Origin of the sequence: Paraglaciecola chathamensis S18K6, from assembly GCA_000314955.1 — a bacterium.
Taxonomy (GTDB): domain Bacteria; phylum Pseudomonadota; class Gammaproteobacteria; order Enterobacterales; family Alteromonadaceae; genus Paraglaciecola; species Paraglaciecola chathamensis.
In genome coordinates, this window is record BAEM01000032.1 from 109,723 (window position 1) to 126,898 (window position 17,176).

The 17,176-nt window shown below is 44.3% G+C and carries 12 protein-coding genes; 6 read left to right on the top strand and 6 right to left on the bottom strand.

From position 1 onward, the window contains the following. Nucleotides 1-262 precede the first annotated feature (262 nt). Entirely contained in the window at nt 263-604 is a 342-nt protein-coding gene (locus GCHA_RS10150; protein WP_007987820.1) for a thioredoxin family protein, read from the top strand. Between the two features lie 343 nt (nt 605-947). On the opposite strand, the gene GCHA_RS10155 is transcribed toward GCHA_RS10150, so the two are convergent. The 5 genes from GCHA_RS10155 to GCHA_RS10175 form a co-directional block, all read right to left on the bottom strand. After that, nucleotides 948-2,759 (bottom strand): DUF885 domain-containing protein, encoded by a 1,812-nt coding sequence (locus GCHA_RS10155; protein WP_007987822.1) that lies wholly within the window; start codon nt 2,757-2,759, stop codon nt 948-950. Nucleotides 2,760-3,381: 622 nt separating this feature from the next. Next, on the bottom strand, nt 3,382-4,845 hold the full coding sequence (gene aldA / locus GCHA_RS10160; protein ID WP_007987826.1) for an aldehyde dehydrogenase: 1,464 nt from the start codon (nt 4,843-4,845) through the stop codon (nt 3,382-3,384). A 5-nt stretch (nt 4,846-4,850) separates the two neighbouring features. After that, entirely contained in the window at nt 4,851-5,615 is a 765-nt protein-coding gene (locus tag GCHA_RS10165) for a 2,5-didehydro-3-deoxy-L-galactonate 5-reductase (RefSeq protein WP_007987829.1), read from the bottom strand. A 26-nt stretch (nt 5,616-5,641) separates the two neighbouring features. Continuing rightward, a complete protein-coding gene (locus tag GCHA_RS10170) occupies nt 5,642-6,667 on the bottom strand; it encodes a zinc-dependent alcohol dehydrogenase (RefSeq protein WP_007987830.1) in 1,026 nt (341 codons plus the stop codon). Between the two features lie 9 nt (nt 6,668-6,676). Next, nucleotides 6,677-7,813 (bottom strand): mandelate racemase/muconate lactonizing enzyme family protein, encoded by a 1,137-nt coding sequence (locus GCHA_RS10175; protein WP_007987832.1) that lies wholly within the window; start codon nt 7,811-7,813, stop codon nt 6,677-6,679. A gap of 180 nt (nt 7,814-7,993) precedes the next feature. Here GCHA_RS10175 and GCHA_RS10180 point away from each other — a divergent pair, with 180 nt between their 5' ends. The 4 genes from GCHA_RS10180 (at nt 7,994) to GCHA_RS10195 (ending at nt 14,582) form a co-directional block, all read left to right on the top strand. After that, nucleotides 7,994-8,599, top strand: a complete 606-nt coding sequence (locus GCHA_RS10180) for a GntR family transcriptional regulator (RefSeq protein WP_007987834.1) — start codon at nt 7,994-7,996, stop codon at nt 8,597-8,599. A 676-nt stretch (nt 8,600-9,275) separates the two neighbouring features. Further along, entirely contained in the window at nt 9,276-12,050 is a 2,775-nt protein-coding gene (locus tag GCHA_RS10185) for a TonB-dependent receptor (protein WP_007987838.1), read from the top strand. 176 nt (nt 12,051-12,226) lie between these two features. Continuing rightward, entirely contained in the window at nt 12,227-13,780 is a 1,554-nt protein-coding gene (locus GCHA_RS10190) for a tryptophan halogenase family protein (RefSeq protein ID WP_007987840.1), read from the top strand. Between the two features lie 82 nt (nt 13,781-13,862). Beyond that, nucleotides 13,863-14,582 (top strand): SapC family protein, encoded by a 720-nt coding sequence (locus GCHA_RS10195; RefSeq protein WP_007987842.1) that lies wholly within the window; start codon nt 13,863-13,865, stop codon nt 14,580-14,582. Between the two features lie 49 nt (nt 14,583-14,631). On the opposite strand, the gene GCHA_RS10200 is transcribed toward GCHA_RS10195, so the two are convergent. Further along, nucleotides 14,632-16,203, bottom strand: coding sequence for an ATP-binding protein (locus GCHA_RS10200; RefSeq protein ID WP_007987843.1), 1,572 nt, complete (start codon nt 16,201-16,203; stop codon nt 14,632-14,634). Between the two features lie 444 nt (nt 16,204-16,647). On the opposite strand from GCHA_RS10200, the gene GCHA_RS10205 reads away from it, so the two are divergent. Next, nucleotides 16,648-17,055, top strand: a complete 408-nt coding sequence (locus GCHA_RS10205; protein ID WP_007987848.1) for a hypothetical protein — start codon at nt 16,648-16,650, stop codon at nt 17,053-17,055. Nucleotides 17,056-17,176 lie beyond the last annotated feature (121 nt).

A 17,176-nucleotide genomic window follows, 5' to 3' on the forward strand; every position in this document is an offset into this window, starting at 1 on the left:
TTTCGCTTTGGTCATTCCTCGCAGACGTTGATGATGGGTGTGGCGCTTGAACGCATTCATCATTTGCTGTGTACCTAATTCGTTTATTATGGCGGGTTATGCTGGCCACCACATTTTAGTATCTCTGATTATACATTTTACGCTAACCTATCTTTTTATAATTAACGCTTTAATCGCCGCTGTTTACCAAGACATCAGCAGTGATTGACTAGGCGAATGATTAACTAAGTGATTGAATAACTAACCGTAGGGCGTAAATGATATGAACGTTATTGGATCTAATTCTGAATACACAGAAGAGACTCTCACCCTCGATGAATTACAGGCGTTGTCTGGTGATATTTTACTTGATTTTGGCGCGCCTTGGTGCGGCCATTGTAAGGCAGCACGACCAGCCATAGATGAAGTCGTTTCTGAACACTCTGGGCTAAGGCATATAAAAATTTATGATGGAAAGGGTAAGCCTTTGGGTCGTAAATTTAAGGTGAAACTGTGGCCAACTTTAGTACTGCTGCACGCTGGGAATGAAGTGGCTCGACTTGTTAGACCATTAGCGCCAGATGAAGTACGCACACTGGTTTCGAAAATCGATTTAAGCGACTAATTAAACGTATATAAATTAAGAACAGTAAAAAATCGTAGAGATAATCTCTAGTTTCATGACGGAATTATCCTCAATAAATATTACGATGCTGTTGGCTCGAATGATCTGCCCCCTTAGGTTTTCCGCAGTTCTTTATTGCGCCCACTTTTTAGATTCATGGAACCCACATTGATTTTATGGGGATTACACAACGAAACTGCCTGAACATGGCAGACAGTGAGTTTCAATAATGTGCCTCATGCGTTGACTATTATCTAGATGTGGCTGCTGTGCCATGAAACCCCTGTATCTCAAAGGGCACTTCGGAGTCTATTGGCGCAACAGCCAATATTCACAGCCGTTGTTAGTCTCGTTCAGCCGCGATATACCGCTCTACCTTGGCCTCTAACACCGCCAGCGGTTTTGAACCGTCCGATAAAACAATATGGTGGAAATCCCGAATATCAAACTTGTCGCCGAGCGTCGCTTCGGCATGCCTACGAAGCTCCCAGATTTTTTCGTAACCGATACGATAGGCAAGCGCTTGGGCCGGCATACCGGTTGAATAGCGTAATGTCTCAGAAGCGATTTCAGTTTCCGACTGTATAGCGTATTTAGCCATGTATTCACGGGCCTCTTCTAGCGACCAGCCGAGCGCGTTCATTCCGGTGTCAACAACTAGGCGTGCTGCCAGAAATATTTCTCCAATGTAGCGGCCGTATAACTCTTCAGGTGTCTCATAAAGGCCCATCTCTATTGGTAGACTGGCAGCGTATTCAGCCCAGCCCTCGGTATAAGCAGTATCTAGGGAATTCTGGCGGAATTTCTGTAGTGCTTTATTTTCATCCTGCGTAGCAATGTGAAAATGGTGACCGGGTAACAGCTCATGGTAAATAAGGGAGCCTGCCCATACCATGCTACGTTCCGGCAAATTCGATGCGTTGTAATAATAGTAGCCAACAGGCTGAGATGCTTTTGGGCCATCGTAATAGCCGTAAGTCATGCCCTCTTCGGCCCCCGGTGGCAGCCGTTTAATGCCATAAGGCGCTTTAGGTTGAGACTTGAAATATTCACCTAATTTTGGCTCAATTCGGTGGACGTATTCTAAGTATCTTTTTTCAACGTCTGCCGCGTCAGCCGCTATAAATCTGGGGTCGGTTTTCAGATGCAGCAAGAATTCTTGGGCAGTTCCTTCAAATCCAAGCTGCACTCGGATTGCCTCCATGCGCTGCGAAATATCTTCTACAGCTGCTTTTCCCCGTTGATGTATTTCTTCTGGGGAGAGGTCAAGGGTCGTCATTGTTCTCACCCACCTTTTGTAGACTGCAAGACCATTCGGATATTGAGCGAGGCCGACACTTTCAGGTGCATTGGCTTCGTATTCTTCCCCTATCACGGCCAGTAGCCTGTCGAAACCACCCACTATGCGATTTTCAATTAACAGGTCGAGAGCCTTATTGAACTGAGACTGCTGCTCCACAGAAAACGCTTCCAGTCGTTTTTCGTCGACTCTGATGGCTGACGGTAAGCCACTTTGCATACCTTCCCATGTCAACCTAGTCGATGGGAGGGCTGGCTTTGGCAAATAAATACCACGCTCAATTTGCCCTTCAACCTTGGCCACCAGCTGGTCGATTATATCTGCGAGTTCGCCTACCAGTTTCAGGTAATGTTGTGCGTCTGAATCACTAGCGAGGGACTGCGCGTCTAGGGCTTGCTGGTTGGTTTGGAGCGCGAAGGGGGCCTGGTAGGCTGTTATGTCAAACACCAACCAGTAATCGTTATCATTCGAGCCATCGTCCTGATTTTGGAAGGCCAATATTTCGTAGGTGATCAAGTCGTCACCCGACAAGGCTAGGCTGTTGATCTCTTTCAGTCTTGCACGATATCTTTGAGCCTGACGTAATTCCCTGCGGTATTCCTGCAAAGTCCAGTCTTCGAAGCGCTCTATTGGCAACCCTTCCTGTAACCGTAAGTAAGTATAATGCTCTAGGTAATCGGCCCAAACGTCGTCAGCCAGGGTACGTAACGCTTTAGTGGCCTGTAACTTGTCTGAGTTTGTGATCTTCGCATCGGTGGCGAATGACACTGGGCTTTCCTGCTTTTGGGCACAGGCGCCCAGTAAAAGTGACACTAATATGGCTGAAACAAAAAACAGGTGGCGATGAATCTTCATTGCGGTAACTCCATTTACGCGATTGGGTTGGTTTGTAGAGCGTCTTCAGTTTTATTGAACTGACGGCCCATATTGTTAATTACCGCTTGTGGGCGATAATGGCCCCGCAAAAACTGCAGCAGGAAAAGCCAAGACACTGACCTTAAGGAGAGTTAAAACAATTAACTATTCCTCGTGGCAGGTGCCTTTTTGACTAGATCACAATGAATACTTGGCCAATTTACCGAGTTTTAAATCTCTAAGTTCAGGCCAAGGGGATGTGATTTTGTCTAGAGAAAATATAAGCACAGAAAATGAAAATCGCCAGATAATGACTTAGTGAGCCTAGTGAGCCTAGTGAGCCTAGTGAGCCTAGTGAGCCTAGTGAGCCTAGTGAGCCTAGTGAGCCTAGTGAGCACAACACAATGAAGATGGAATTGGTATTATTGAAAAATAAAAAAGGTAAACCTGAATTAGGTTTACCTTTTTAAGAGTAGGGCACATAACTGAACCGCAGTGCTTTTAGCTTTTTATTGTTCTTTTATGTATTTTGTATACATATTTTATGTTTTCTCAAAGTCACCATTTAAGTAAATTATCGCTCAGTATTTGGTTTTTAAGGTGTAGCGGTTGCCAATAATGATTAGGCCTCGTTAATGTAAACCGTTTTCTTTTCAAGATACTGTTCAAGACCAAATTTACCGTCTTCACCACCAAAGCCACTTTGTTTCCAACCGTTATGGAACCCTTGGTGTTGTTCGCCCATACCGCGATTGATATACACTTCACCGACTTCTAAATCACTGATCGCTTGATTGATATTGGTAAAGCTTTGGGTGTGAACATAAGCACTGAGACCATAGATACTGTCGTTACAATACTCGATTGCCTGCTCCATGCTACTGACTTTCACTATCGGTAGAATTGGGCCGAACGTTTCTTCATGCACAACAATGTTGTCTTGTTTTACATCAACTAAAACGGTTGGCTCATACCAACAGCCGCCCTCAAAGCCATCAATGGATGCGGTTTTTCCACCTGTCGCGACGGTCGCCCCTTGTTTAATTGCTTCTTGCACAATGTGCTCGATGTTGTCGATTTCACGCTGGTTGCATTTCGGGCCCATTTGCGTATCACTCGCCATAGGGTCGCCTACTTTTAAACCTTGTACTAAGGGGAGGAACTTACTCATAAACTGGTCATAAATGTCTTCATGCAAGTAAAGACGTTCTACGCAGGTACACACCTGACCACAGTTGGCGAATCGGCCCCAAAGAGCGTCTTCTGCGGCTTTGTCTAAATCTGCATCGTTCATGACAACCATAGGTGCTTTGCCACCCAATTCGAGCATGACTGGGGTCATATACTCGGCACTGGTTTTATAGATTTGTTTACCGGCAACGGTAGAGCCCGTCATGGTGATCATCTTAGTGATGGGGCTTTCACACAGTGCTTGGCCTACAACAGACCCAGTACCGTTGATTACGTTGAATACGCCGTCCGGTACGCCTGCTTCTTTGGCAATACGCCCAAGCTCCGTGGTGGCAAGCGGCGTTTCTTGCGTAGGCTTTAATACCATGGTGTTACCGGTAATAAGCGCAGGGCCAATCTTACGACCTGCCAAAGCAAGTGGGAAGTTCCATGCGGTAATACCCACTACAACGCCTCTAGGCACCTTGTGAATGTAGATTTTTTCGTCTTGGTTATCAGAAGGGAGTATGTCGCCTTCGATGGTCAGTGCATTGTCGCAAGCGTAGTCAATAAAGGTGGCGGTTACGTCCACTTCCATTTCGGCGACTGACAACAATTTACCTTGTTCAGAGACGAGCATAGGCGCTAGGATGTGCTTGTTTTCACGGATTTTATTTGCAAATGTACGCAAAATGCTTTGTCGGGTACGGGCAGTTAACTTGGCCCATGATTTTTGCGCTGCCTGTGCAACGTCGAGTGCTTGTTCGGCATCTTCTTTACAGCCTTTTGGTATTTCACCAATGACTTTTCCTGTAGCAGGACTAAGTATTTCTATCTTGCCATCAGCTTTAGATGAAACATATTCACCGCCAATGAAATTTACGTTGTTTTTAAAATCTAGTTCTTGAACCGTCATTGAGATTATCTCCCCATCCAGCCGCCATCGACCAATAAAATAGCGCCATTGACATAACTGGCTGCTTCAGATGCTAAAAATACCGCTGGGCCCTTGAAGTCATCAGGGTTGCCCCATCGGCCTTGTGGAATACGGCCTAAAATTGCCGCTGAGCGCTCTGCGTCATTGCGCAGGGCTTCTGTGTTGTCTGTGTCTATATATCCCGGAGCAATTGCATTAACGTTAACGCCTTTCCCCGCCCATTCATTGGACAATGCCATGACTAACTGACCAATAGCACCTTTGCTTGCAGCGTAGCCTGGTACGGTTATTCCACCTTGGAATGTCAGTAGTGACGCGGTAAAAATGATTTTACCTGCACCATTGGCGACCATGTCTTTGCCGATTTCGCGGCTAAGAACAAATTGTGAGTTTAAGTTAACGTCTATGACTTTGTCCCATAAATCATCACCATGCTCAGCGGCAGGGGCACGCATAATGGTGCCTGCGTTATTGACCAAAATATCGATTTTAGGGAAATCACTTTTAACTTCTTTGATAAATGCGTAAAGCGCATCACGATCAGAGAAGTCACATTGATAGCCTTTAAACTTACGGCCTAAAGCCGTGACTTCATTTTCGACCTCTGAGCCTTGTCTTTCAAGGCTCGCTGATACGCCGATAATGTCAGCGCCTGCTTCTGCTAAACCTAGTGCGATGCCTTTGCCTATGCCGCGTTTACAGCCGGTTACTAGCGCGACTTTGCCTTCTAAACTGAATTTTTCTAACATGCTTATGTTCCTATCTAGCCCTATTTTTACTGTTCGGCGTTACATTCAACAAGGGCTTTCATGCCTTGTGGGTTTCCGTCCATGTTGGCAAATGCACTGCCAATATCCGATAACGGGCTGATTGAGCTAATAAAAGGTTTTAAGTCTATTTGACCGCTGGCAATTAATTCAATCGCCCAGTCAAAGTCTTTGGCTTCGTATACTCGGGCGCCTAACAATTCAAGTTCTTTCCAGAAGAACTGAAACAAATCAATTGGCGGCTGAGTTGAATGAATAGCCACCATGACTATTCGTCCGCGACGACCTGCAATTTGCGTCATTGCTTGAATGGCAGGCAATACGCCTGACACTTCAAATACGACGTCAGCGCCTTTGGTGCCGGTCCACTCGTCTACATACGCAGCCAGGTCGGTATCCATTGGATTAACAGATTTGACCCCGAGCTCGTCAGCAAATGCACGTCGACTATCATTTGGCTCTGACACCAGTACCTCTGCACCAACACTTTTTGCCACTGCTGCGACGAGTTGCCCAATTGGGCCGCCACCCAAAATAACGGCTTTTTCACCTGCTTTTAAGCGAGAACGACTAACATCATGACAAGCAACCGATAAAGGCTCAACTAACGCCCCTTGCTTTAGATCAACGCCGTCGGGTAATTTATGTAAGGTACGGGCTTTAACTGTCCAGCTCGATTGAAATGCGCCTGGGGTGTCGATGCCCATGAATTTAAGGTTTTGACAAATATGGGTCAAGCCAGCTTCACAAGTAGGGCATTCACCGCACCAATCCAGCGGACGAACAACGACTTTTTCTCCAACGGTAAAGCCTTCTACGCCTTCACCAATTTGTGCGACAACACCGGAAATCTCGTGTCCGATCGTTTGTGGGATAGACACGCGTTGGTCCATTACACCGTGATAAATGTGCATGTCTGTGCCGCAAATACCAACGTAACCTACGTCTAAGCGCACTTCACCCGCTTGTGGGGCAATTGCGTGGCCTTCGACCACATTGAATGATTTATTACCAATATATTGAGCAGCGAACATACGCGCCTCCTAAGAATGTTTAACTAAATACGGCAGAAGTCGTTCTGTTTTGAACTCAACACCGACGCCAGGAGTATCTGGCGCAACGGCCATACCGTTTTCAAGTTTTAGTGGGTGAGTGGTGTACCTATCAATTGGAAATGAATGCACTTCTAAGTACCCCGCGTTTGGTTGCGATGCCATCAGTGACACATGTAGCTCGTGCATGCCGTGACTGCACACCGGTAAATTATTGGCATAGCCCATTGTGGCAACGGCTAGCCAGCCTGTTATTCCACCAATATTAGACGCATCGGGCTGCAGGAACCCAAGCTTGGCTTGCGTAATCGCTTGATTGAATTCATACAGGGTGTGCAAATTTTCGCCCATGGCTAATGGGATATTGATCTTTTGCGCTATATGGGCAAAGCCAGCGTAGTCATCCGGAATGGTTGGCTCTTCAAACCATGTGATATCGTAGGGTTCAATGGCGTTGGCAAACTTAATGGCTTGATTAACTGTAAGTGAGTAGTTCGCGTCTACCATAAAAATAGCGTCAGGGCCGATTAGCTTGCGCACTGCGGCAACTCGCGCCACGTCTTCACGATAGTCAGGCTTGCCGACTTTGATTTTAACCGCGTTAAAACCACTATCTAGGTAACCTTGAATATTACTCAGCAGTTTTTCAGTGGAGAAATTAAGGTCAATACCACCTGCATAACAATTGACTTTATTGCTGCAACCGCCAGCTACCCGCCAAAGAGGTTGTTTTAAGGTTTTACAATGAATGTCCCATAGGGCGATATCCACTGCAGAAATCGCGAAGCTTACTAATCCTCCGCGACCTATGTAATGCAAATGGTATTGCATTTCTTCCCATAGGTGGTTGATACAGCTAGCATCTTTACCTTCTAGAAAGGGTTTTAGTTCATCATTGAGCAGAGAAAAAATTGCACGCCCGCCTTTACCTCCGGTGTAGGTATAGCCGACGCCTTGTGTACCATTTGCGCAAGTAATTGTGCACAGTATCAACTCAAAATGTGTGTGATCACCATGCTTTGCATCATTTAATACTTCGTCAAGGGGGACATTGAATAACTCAACGTTGACGGACTTTATCTGCGAATTGTTCATGGCAGGTGTGTCTAGTTTCGTAATGACACTCATGTAGATCCTGACTGTGTAAATTGACCGTGAATTAATTGTACATTGTTAACAATTAATTGCAAACCTAATTATCCTTGCTATACATTTGACCATTGTTAACTAAAAATATTTATCACAAGAAGGTTTTTTCGTTTACTATATATCACATTATAAAACAGCGCTTTTTGGGAAGCTTACCTTATGAAATCTAATAAAATTCTTTCCGTCAGAGAACAAATCGCTGATGTCCTTCGTTCTGATATTATTTCTGGCGAACTGGAACCCAATACGAAGCTGAATGAGCAGCAGCTTGCTGAACGTTTTGGTACGTCTAGAGGTCCGATCAGAGATGTATTGATTAAACTAACCAAAGAAGGCTTGTTGGTTAGTAAAGATAATGTTGGTTCGTCAGTAAGTAGTCCACTTACCCCAGAATTACAAAAGCTCAGTATTGATATTCGCCGAAAAATTGAAGAGCACGCAGTAAAACAGCTGGAAAATAATATTTCAGAAGCTGACTTGGCTCGCATGGACGGCATTATCGATAGAATGCAAGAGCATTTTGATAAAGAAGAGTTCACAGACCTCACGAAAACAGATATTGAGTTTCATAAATACTTTGTCGGTCTGGCTGGCGGTGAAGATCTCACCAACTTATGGTATCCGGTTGTGCTCAGAATGCGCATGAATTACCAACGTATTCGTAACTCACAAACCTTGGTAGACGAGCATCGCCATATCGTTGATGCTTTGCGCAAAAATGACTTAAAGTTAGCGATTTCAAGTATTCGTAAAAACATTAAATAGTATTCTTTGTTCGCAGGTGCCACATCTTGTGGCGCCTTGTGCTTCACTCATTTATTCATCTCAAACTCTCTTTTGTCCTCTGAACCTTATTTAATCCCGCTGGAGCGTGCCTTTAACTCTTGTAAGCTGTCTTTTATCGCCAAGGGCTAGCTTTCGTTGTTAACGCTAGCTTAATTTGCACCTTATCGTTTTGCTCTTTGCTTTGTGCGACTGCTTGCAAATACCTATTGCAATAAATAATTACCCAATGAAAAGCCAACCAGAGCTTTACTTGAGTCTTCTTTATCTACTAGGGGCAAAATAATTGTTACAACCACATGGGTTTATTATTTCACATCATATTTCTGTTGTTGGTGCTAACTGCCTTTTACTTCTCGCCTCTAAAAATAATTTTATTTATAGGTAATTCATAAAGTTACAAAAAATAGAGCGCCCGAAACCTTTTTCACTCTATAGGCGTATATGGGTTTTTATGTATCAAAAACCTCGTAAACTAGGCTAATTGTATGTACTAAGTTGTAAAATTAATGTTGATTTAGATTGACTTGATGGGCAAACTTTTATTATTGTTTGTGAATTGTTAACAATCATGTTGATGACAATTTCGTTTCGGTTATGTGGTTGAATAACCCAACTGATTCATTCTGAACATGCAGTGTTTTTTGAGGTGCACCAAATGAGTAATGCAAATTTTAAACTAAACGCCATTTGTATGGCGATGTTGGTAACGTCTACTGGCGTTTATGCCCAGCAGGGGGAAACGAGCGCAGAGCAAAGTGATTTAGAAGTGATTAACGTCACCGGTATTAGAAGCGCTTTGAGTAAATCTGCATCGATTAAGCAGGACGCATCTGGGGTGGTGGATGCTATTTCTGCAGAAGATATAGGTAAGCTGCCTGATACAAATTTAGCTGAATCATTGCAGCGTATTAGCGGCGTTTCAATTGATCGCGCTAACAATGAAGGTAACAAGGTTACCGTGCGTGGTTTCGGTCCAGATTTCAATTTAGTGACCTTAAACGGTCGTCAAATGCCCAATTCCTCTGCTTTACAAGAAGCAGGTGTATCTCGTAGCTTTAACTTCCGTGAAATCGCCTCTGAAAGTGTTTCTGGTGTCTCGGTTTTCAAAACCGGTAAATCGCACGTAGCATCAGGCGGTATTGGTGCAACTATAGATATCAGCACAGCGAAACCGTTTGATTATGATGGCTTTAAAGCCTTTGCCAGTGTCAAAGGTGTACATGATTCAAGTGTTGATACAGGCAGCAGTATCACCCCCGAAGTCTCTGGTATGATCAGCCAAACCTTTGCTGACGGTAAGTTCGGTATCCTATTGTCTGCTTCTCATGCTGAGCGTGACAGCGGGCGAGACCGCGTAGGAACGTCGTCTGGTTGGGTACGTAACCGTGCAGACCCTGATGGTGTTGATGCAAGTGCTATCGATCTTTCGAACAACCCTACGGGAGCTTATTGGGTGCCATGGACACCAGAGATAGAGCGCTTTGATACAGAACGCGAGCGTCAAAATGCGCAGTTGGTCCTACAATTTGCCCCTAATGATCGCATTGAAGCCACACTTGATTACACAATGTCACGCTTTGAAGAAACCAGCTTGACGAATAAACAAGCGTTTTGGTTCGATAACCCTGCCGGCACCACAGACGAAAATGGCACGCTGGTTAATATCACCAATGTAAATGACGAACTGAACTTCTGGGCTTGGGAGCGCTACGAGAAAAAAGAAAACGACTCAGTTGGTTTTAATCTTAAGTGGCAAGCGACAGAGGCTCTGAATTTAGCATTTGATATTCACGATTCAACGTCACACTCAAACCCAGACGGGCAGACCGCTGAAACACTGGCTAACCTTAAAAACCCACCTGGCTCGGTTGCACTTATTGGCGCAGACTTCAGCGGTGAAATTCCCTCTATTACGGTTGATGATTCTGGGTTACCCGGAGGGGCGTATAACCCTGATAATATCGTATCGGATTTGTACCAGTTACGTGGGTATGAAATGGAAAACAACATTAAGCAATATCAGTTTAATGGTCAGTGGGACAATTTAGAAGATGGCGCACTGGTAGCGATTAACTTTGGTGCCATGTACACGGATTATCAGATTGATACCTATTTGTCAGAGCGTTTCTCGTTTGTTGATATTCCCCTTGATGATTTAGGGCTGACTTTTACGCCATTAGGTGACTTTGCTGATCAGTTTTCTGGGGCGAACGAATTGTTCTCGTTCCTTCCGAATTATGAAGCCAGCCGCTTTGTAGATATCGTCGAAGACGAAGGGTTATTCTTAGCGCCTGATATTACGACCAATGGGGTAAACGAAGAAACGACCGCTTTGTATGTGTCGTTCGATTTCAGCACCGAATTTAATGAATTTCCGATCGACTTGAATGTCGGGGTGCGCTACGAAGACACAGACGTAAGAGCCTATTCAGTGCAGCCGGGTATTTTGGCCTTGAATTACCGTCACGCCGAAGAACTTAGACCGTTATTTGATGACACTGCGACGGCGCAAGAATTAGGCGGGGGATACACCCGCGTATTGCCTAATTTTGATTTTTCTATGGAACTGACAGGAGAAGTGAAAACACGCTTCTCTTATAGCAGGACCTTAGCAAGAGCGGGTATTAGCGCAATGTTCCCTTCGACCAATATTGATGCCCGTCCTGATGGACCTTTCAATGCGTCACAAGGTAATCCGAATCTGTTACCTATTACCTCTGATAACTTCGACTTTTCGCTTGAGTGGTACCACGCAGATGGCAGTTATGCGTCAGTTGGATACTTTAAAAAATTCGTCGAAAATTTCATTGGGGCAGGTGTTGAACAACGTGAAATCAATGATGTAAATGGCAATCCGCTACGTGACCCAAGTGTGAACCCTCGTGCTGGTTGCCCAGACTCCTCTGATACGCCAAATCCTGCGTGTTTGAGCCAAGCGTCTGATCCTATCGTTATTTTTGATGTGTCTACCCCTGACAATTTACAAAATCGTGAGGTAGATGGCTGGGAGCTTAACGCTCAATACATGTTCTCTGATACTGGTTTTGGCGCGGTGGCAAACTACACCTTGGTTGACAGTGATGAGTCATTTGACCCATATGATTTTGATCAAACCATTGCTCTGACAGGCTTGAGTGATTCAGGAAACTTAGTGGGCTTTTATGAAAATGATGCTTTGCAGGTGCGTGTTGCGTACAACTGGCGTGATGATTTTCTACTGGCATTAGGAACTGAGCCAACGTTTACTGAAGCATACGGCCAGTGGGACTTGAGCATAAACTATGAAATTAATGACACTTTCACAGTGTACATTGATGGATTGAACTTAACCGATGAAACTGTGCGTCGCCATGGCCGTTTTGCTGAGCAGTTAATTTCAGCAGAGCAGTATGGGCCGCGTTATAGCTTTGGTATCAGCGGAAAATGGTAGTAAACCTTGGTCAAAGGCGTGAATCTGATGTGTTTGGCCGTTATTTAAAGGTGTAAAATAAGCTCAGCCGCCGGTTTAGGCGGCTTTTTTGCTATGGGTGATAGCTTTTACACTTGCTGCAATGCGTTACTATTACCCGTACGCAAAAAAGCGCCTTAAGGCGCTGGAGAGTAAACATGGATCAAGCAATAAAATCGATTGTGATTGTAGGCGGGGGGACCGCGGGCTGGATCACCGCAGGCACATTGGCTGCAAAACTGCAAAATGAACACGCCGATGGTTTTAAAATTACCTTAGTGGAGTCACCTGACGTTAAGCCGATTGGAGTAGGGGAAGGAACATGGCCCACCATGCGCCGCACATTAAAGGCGATGGGAATTCGCGAAACGGATTTTATCCGTGAATGTAATGTGTCATTTAAGCAAGGTGCTAAATTTGCCCAATGGGTAACCGGAGCCGAAGATGACTTTTATTATCATCCGTTAGTGCTGCCGCAAGATTTTGATAGCACTAACCTTGCACGCCACTGGATGGCGCACCCTTTTGAGCAGTCCTTTTCTCAGGCCGTTAGCCCGCAAGAAGCCGTATGTGAAACTGGACTCGCCCCTAAAACTATCGCAACCGCAGAATTCACCTCGATTATTAATTATGCTTATCACTTAGATGCAGGGCGTTTCTCGGCGTTTTTACAGCGCCATTGTATCGAAAAGCTCAATGTACATCACATTCTGGACAATGTGAGCAAAATTAATGCGGCTGAAAATGGTGATATTGCCAGCGTTTCAACCAAAGCCAATGGCGATATTGCGGGTGATTTGTTCATTGATTGTACGGGCTTTAAGTCTTTGTTACTGGGTGAGCACTTCAAGGTAAGGTTTAAATCCTGTAAAGATGTGTTGTTTGTAGACCAAGCGCTGGCCATACATGTGCCGTACGATACAGATGACGCGCCAATTGCCTCGCATACTATTTCTACTGGACAAAGTGCCGGTTGGGTGTGGGACATTGGTTTGCAAAATCGTCGCGGAGTAGGGCATGTCTACTCTAGCGCGCATACAACAGAGCAGCGTGCTAGCGAAGAACTACTCAATTACATTGCCCAAACAGGTGGTAAGGTGAATGAAGCGGATATTCGTAGCATTGGGCTCAACCCTGGGCACAGAGAAACATTTTGGCGGCAAAACTGTGTGGCGGTTGGTTTGTCTGCGGGGTTTCTTGAACCACTTGAGGCATCTTCATTATTGTTGGTTGAGATCTCAGCGGCAATGATCGCCGATCAATTCCCAGCTACCCGGGATGCCATGGACATAGTGGCCAAGCGCTTTAACCATACTTTTTTGTATCGCTGGGAGCGTATAATTGACTTTTTAAAGCTGCATTATATGTTGTCAAAACGTAATGATTCCGCGTTTTGGATAGACAACCGAGATACGACAACGATCCCCCAAAGCCTGCAGGAACAATTAACTCTGTGGCAATTTCAACCACCATGGCATAATGATTTTGAACATGCGGTAGAGGTATTCCCAGCAGCGAGCTATCAATACGTGCTGTACGGAATGGGGTTTTATACCAAGCCCAACGAACTAGGTATGTCACAAGCCTATCAACAAAAAGCCGGAGCTTTACGGCAAAAAAACAGTCAACAAGTGCAGCAGATGTTGAAAAACTTGCCGGATAATCGAGGTTTAATCAATAAAATTCACCAGTTTGGTATGCAACGAGTGTAACCGGGTAGTGCCCCAATACGTCTACGTAATTAATAGCAAAGATATTTAAAATAAAAATACACATAACAACAAGGAGGCGGCAGTGGCCAAGCCTGTACTAATTGATTTTGAACAGCACAGCAAGACGTTAATTAAAACCGGCAGAGGTGCTGAGTTTGGAGAGAACGTGCACTTTATTCCGGTTATCGCTGACGAGGTTAGGGCATTGGCTCTGGCGTACCCTTTGTGTTTTCTAAAAGATAACAACACTGGGCAGTTTGGCTTAAATGTATTAACTGGCTTTGAAGCCGGGGAAAATTTGTATTTACAGGGCGACCAATGGCGCACGCATTATGTGCCTATTCACCTAAGACGCCAGCCGTTTTTGGTGGGGGTAACTGAAGAAGGTGCAAAGCCCACAAGCGACAATACCGTACTGACTCTAGACATGGATAGCGCGCGGGTTAACACCGAGCAGGGTGAAGGCTTGTTTAACGAGCAAGGTAAACCTAGTGATTACCTCACGCAAATGATTGATTTACTCGGGCAGTTAATGTCAGGAAACAATCGTACCGAAGTCTTTATCGAAACATTACTTGAGCATGATTTGATTGAAGAGCTACAACTGAGTATTACACTTAAAGACGGGCAGCAAAAACGCTTTGATGGCTTATACAATATAAACGAGGCTAACCTTGGTGCACTAAGTAGCGACAACCTAGAAGCATTTCATAAAAAAGGCTATTTACAAGCTTGTTATTTGATTGCCGCATCAACCGGACATATTCAAACCCTAGTCGAGTGGAAAAAAGCAGCACAATAAAACGAATGTAATATCGGATGTTCGCACCGATTTATTCGACACCAGCCCGCTAGTGCTGGGCAGGTGCTTGCTTATGATACTTCACTAATACGGATTTTAATGCTTCGATTTCAACCGGCTTAGTGAGGTATTCATTCATGCCTGCTTCAATACACTTTACCCTTTCGCTGTCCATCACATTTGCCGTAAGGGCAGCGATGGGGATATGACTAAATATCTCACCTGCTTCACCTGCTCGTATGCGTCTGGTGGCTTCGTAACCATCTAAATTCGGCATTTGGCAGTCCATCAGTATCAAATCAAATTTCAATCTTTGAGAGTGTGAGAGCGTTGCAAGTGCTTCAAGACCGTCATTGGCAATAAATACGTTTACGTCTAAGCCTTTTAAAATGGCGAGCATCACCTCTTGGTTGATTTCGTTATCTTCAACTAACAAGACCTGTAGCCCTTCGAAAGACACTGGAACAGGTGGTTTGCTGGCCATTTTATGGGTTTGACGAGGGGGCTTTAACCGTACTGAAAAGGAAAATGTCGACCCCTGGTTTAACTGACTTTTCACGCTAATGTCGCCGTTCATCAGTTCACATAGCTGTTTTGTGATGGATAAACCTAACCCCGTTCCGCCAAACTTGCGCGTGGTGGAGGTATCGGCTTGAGAAAATGAGTCGAAAAGGAAGGGCAGCGCTGTCTCACTCACTCCAATACCCGTGTCTTTTATCTCTACTTTTAGTTGCAAATTATCGCCAAGTGTCACAAGGTCATAATGAACGGTAATACCGCCTGACTCGGTAAATTTAATGGCGTTGGATAGCAGATTGTTCATGATTTGCGTTATACGGTAGGGATCACCCACTACGTGCTTGTGGTGAAAATCACCTTTTGACAGAGCAAGTGTAAGACCTTTTTTGCGAGCGTGAAAATGTTGATCGTGGATAAGCTCTTCAAAGAACTGTTCGAGGTCAAATTCCACAAACTCTATGGTGAGTTCACCTACTTCTATTTTTGAGAAATCTAGAATATCGTTGATGATAATCAGTAATGAATCAGCGCTGCGCTTAGCGGTAGCAAGATAGTTTTTTTGATCTGTATTGAGCTCTGTTTGGGATACCAATTCAATCATACCTATCACCCCGTTCATGGGCGTGCGGATCTCATGGCTCATGTTAGCTAAAAAAGCGCTTTTGGTTTCTGTAGCTGCTTTGGCTTCTAATTCATGTTGAATGGCTAAATCTCGTTCTATTTCCAATTCAATTTGCTTCGTGACCAGTTTTTTTCGAGCTAAATGTGCAAACCAACTAAGCAGCGTGCTCATGGCCATAGCAAAGAAGAAATGTTGTATTAGGGCTAATTCAAGCCAAACACTGATAGTGATCCAACCTACCCAGTTGAACAGAATTGAAGCTGTCCAATGTGCGCGATTCGACAACACTATGCCTGAGGCGATGATGGTGACGAATATATTAGTTGTATGTTCTGATGCTTCAGAAAACCATAAATGTAAAAAACTGTTGGCGCTGGCGATGAGCAACAATATTAAAATAATCAGACTTTGCCGCTTAGCAGGGATCTTTGCAGTGCTAAGGGCAACAGCACCATTTAGCAGCGCGGTTAATAACGTCATCGCGCACAGCACCCACTTGAAGGGCTCTTGCAAAACAAAATAGTGTGCCAATGTCAGAGCGCAACATAGTACAGCGAAAAAATAGGCTACAGGTTTAAGTAAACCGTTTTTTTCATCTAGTTGTCTGGTTGGAACATTGCTTTGATTCAAAAGGAATAATCACTTCATTTTATTCATTAACCATATATTAGAATATTGTTAGTCTAATGTTTGCATATACTTAAGTAGAATACGCGTTGTCACAGTAGGTGTTAAGTCGCTTTGTTGTATCTTATGACATGTTTTAACCCTATTGCGTTTTCTGATGTGTGTTTTGTATTTTGCAGGCTAGCAGTGCGTTTTTACAAACACATTCGCGACTGTTCTAAAACGAAAGATGATCGCTATTTTAATTAAACTCTAAATGAGACGATAAACTCTCATTGAAACCCATTAGGTCACAAAATGAAAATACTCATTAAGTCAGTTTTAATCGCTTTTTTATGGCTAACTAGCCAACAAAATGTCATTGCTAACGAAGATTACACTATTGATAGTGACAAGATTCTTGTCACTGTGGTGCTCAAGCATCAGCAAGATAAAAGCCTTACAGAATTACAGCAAAAGATGGATGAAAACCGTTTTTGGCAGTCATTTCCCCCTAAAGGAGCAGAAATTGATTCCTGGTATGTCATGATGGGATTGGGGCAAGTGATCACGGTAAAAATTCATCCTAAAGATTTACGCACTCTTAACCTCGCTATCGAGAAATCGGCCTGGGGCATTTTTGATACTGATATTTATCCTACGTATGAATTTAAAGGGATTGCTGCGTCGATAAAAGCGAAAAAAGTTGCAAGCGATAGCCAATAGCGAGGTAATTGAAATTCGCTTTTCCCATTGAGAGGGCTGTTCTCCTTTATGAATATGTTGAGCAGCTCTCTTTACCTCATGTTCTGATCTGTATAACAGTTGGCGGGCCTGAAAACAGGCC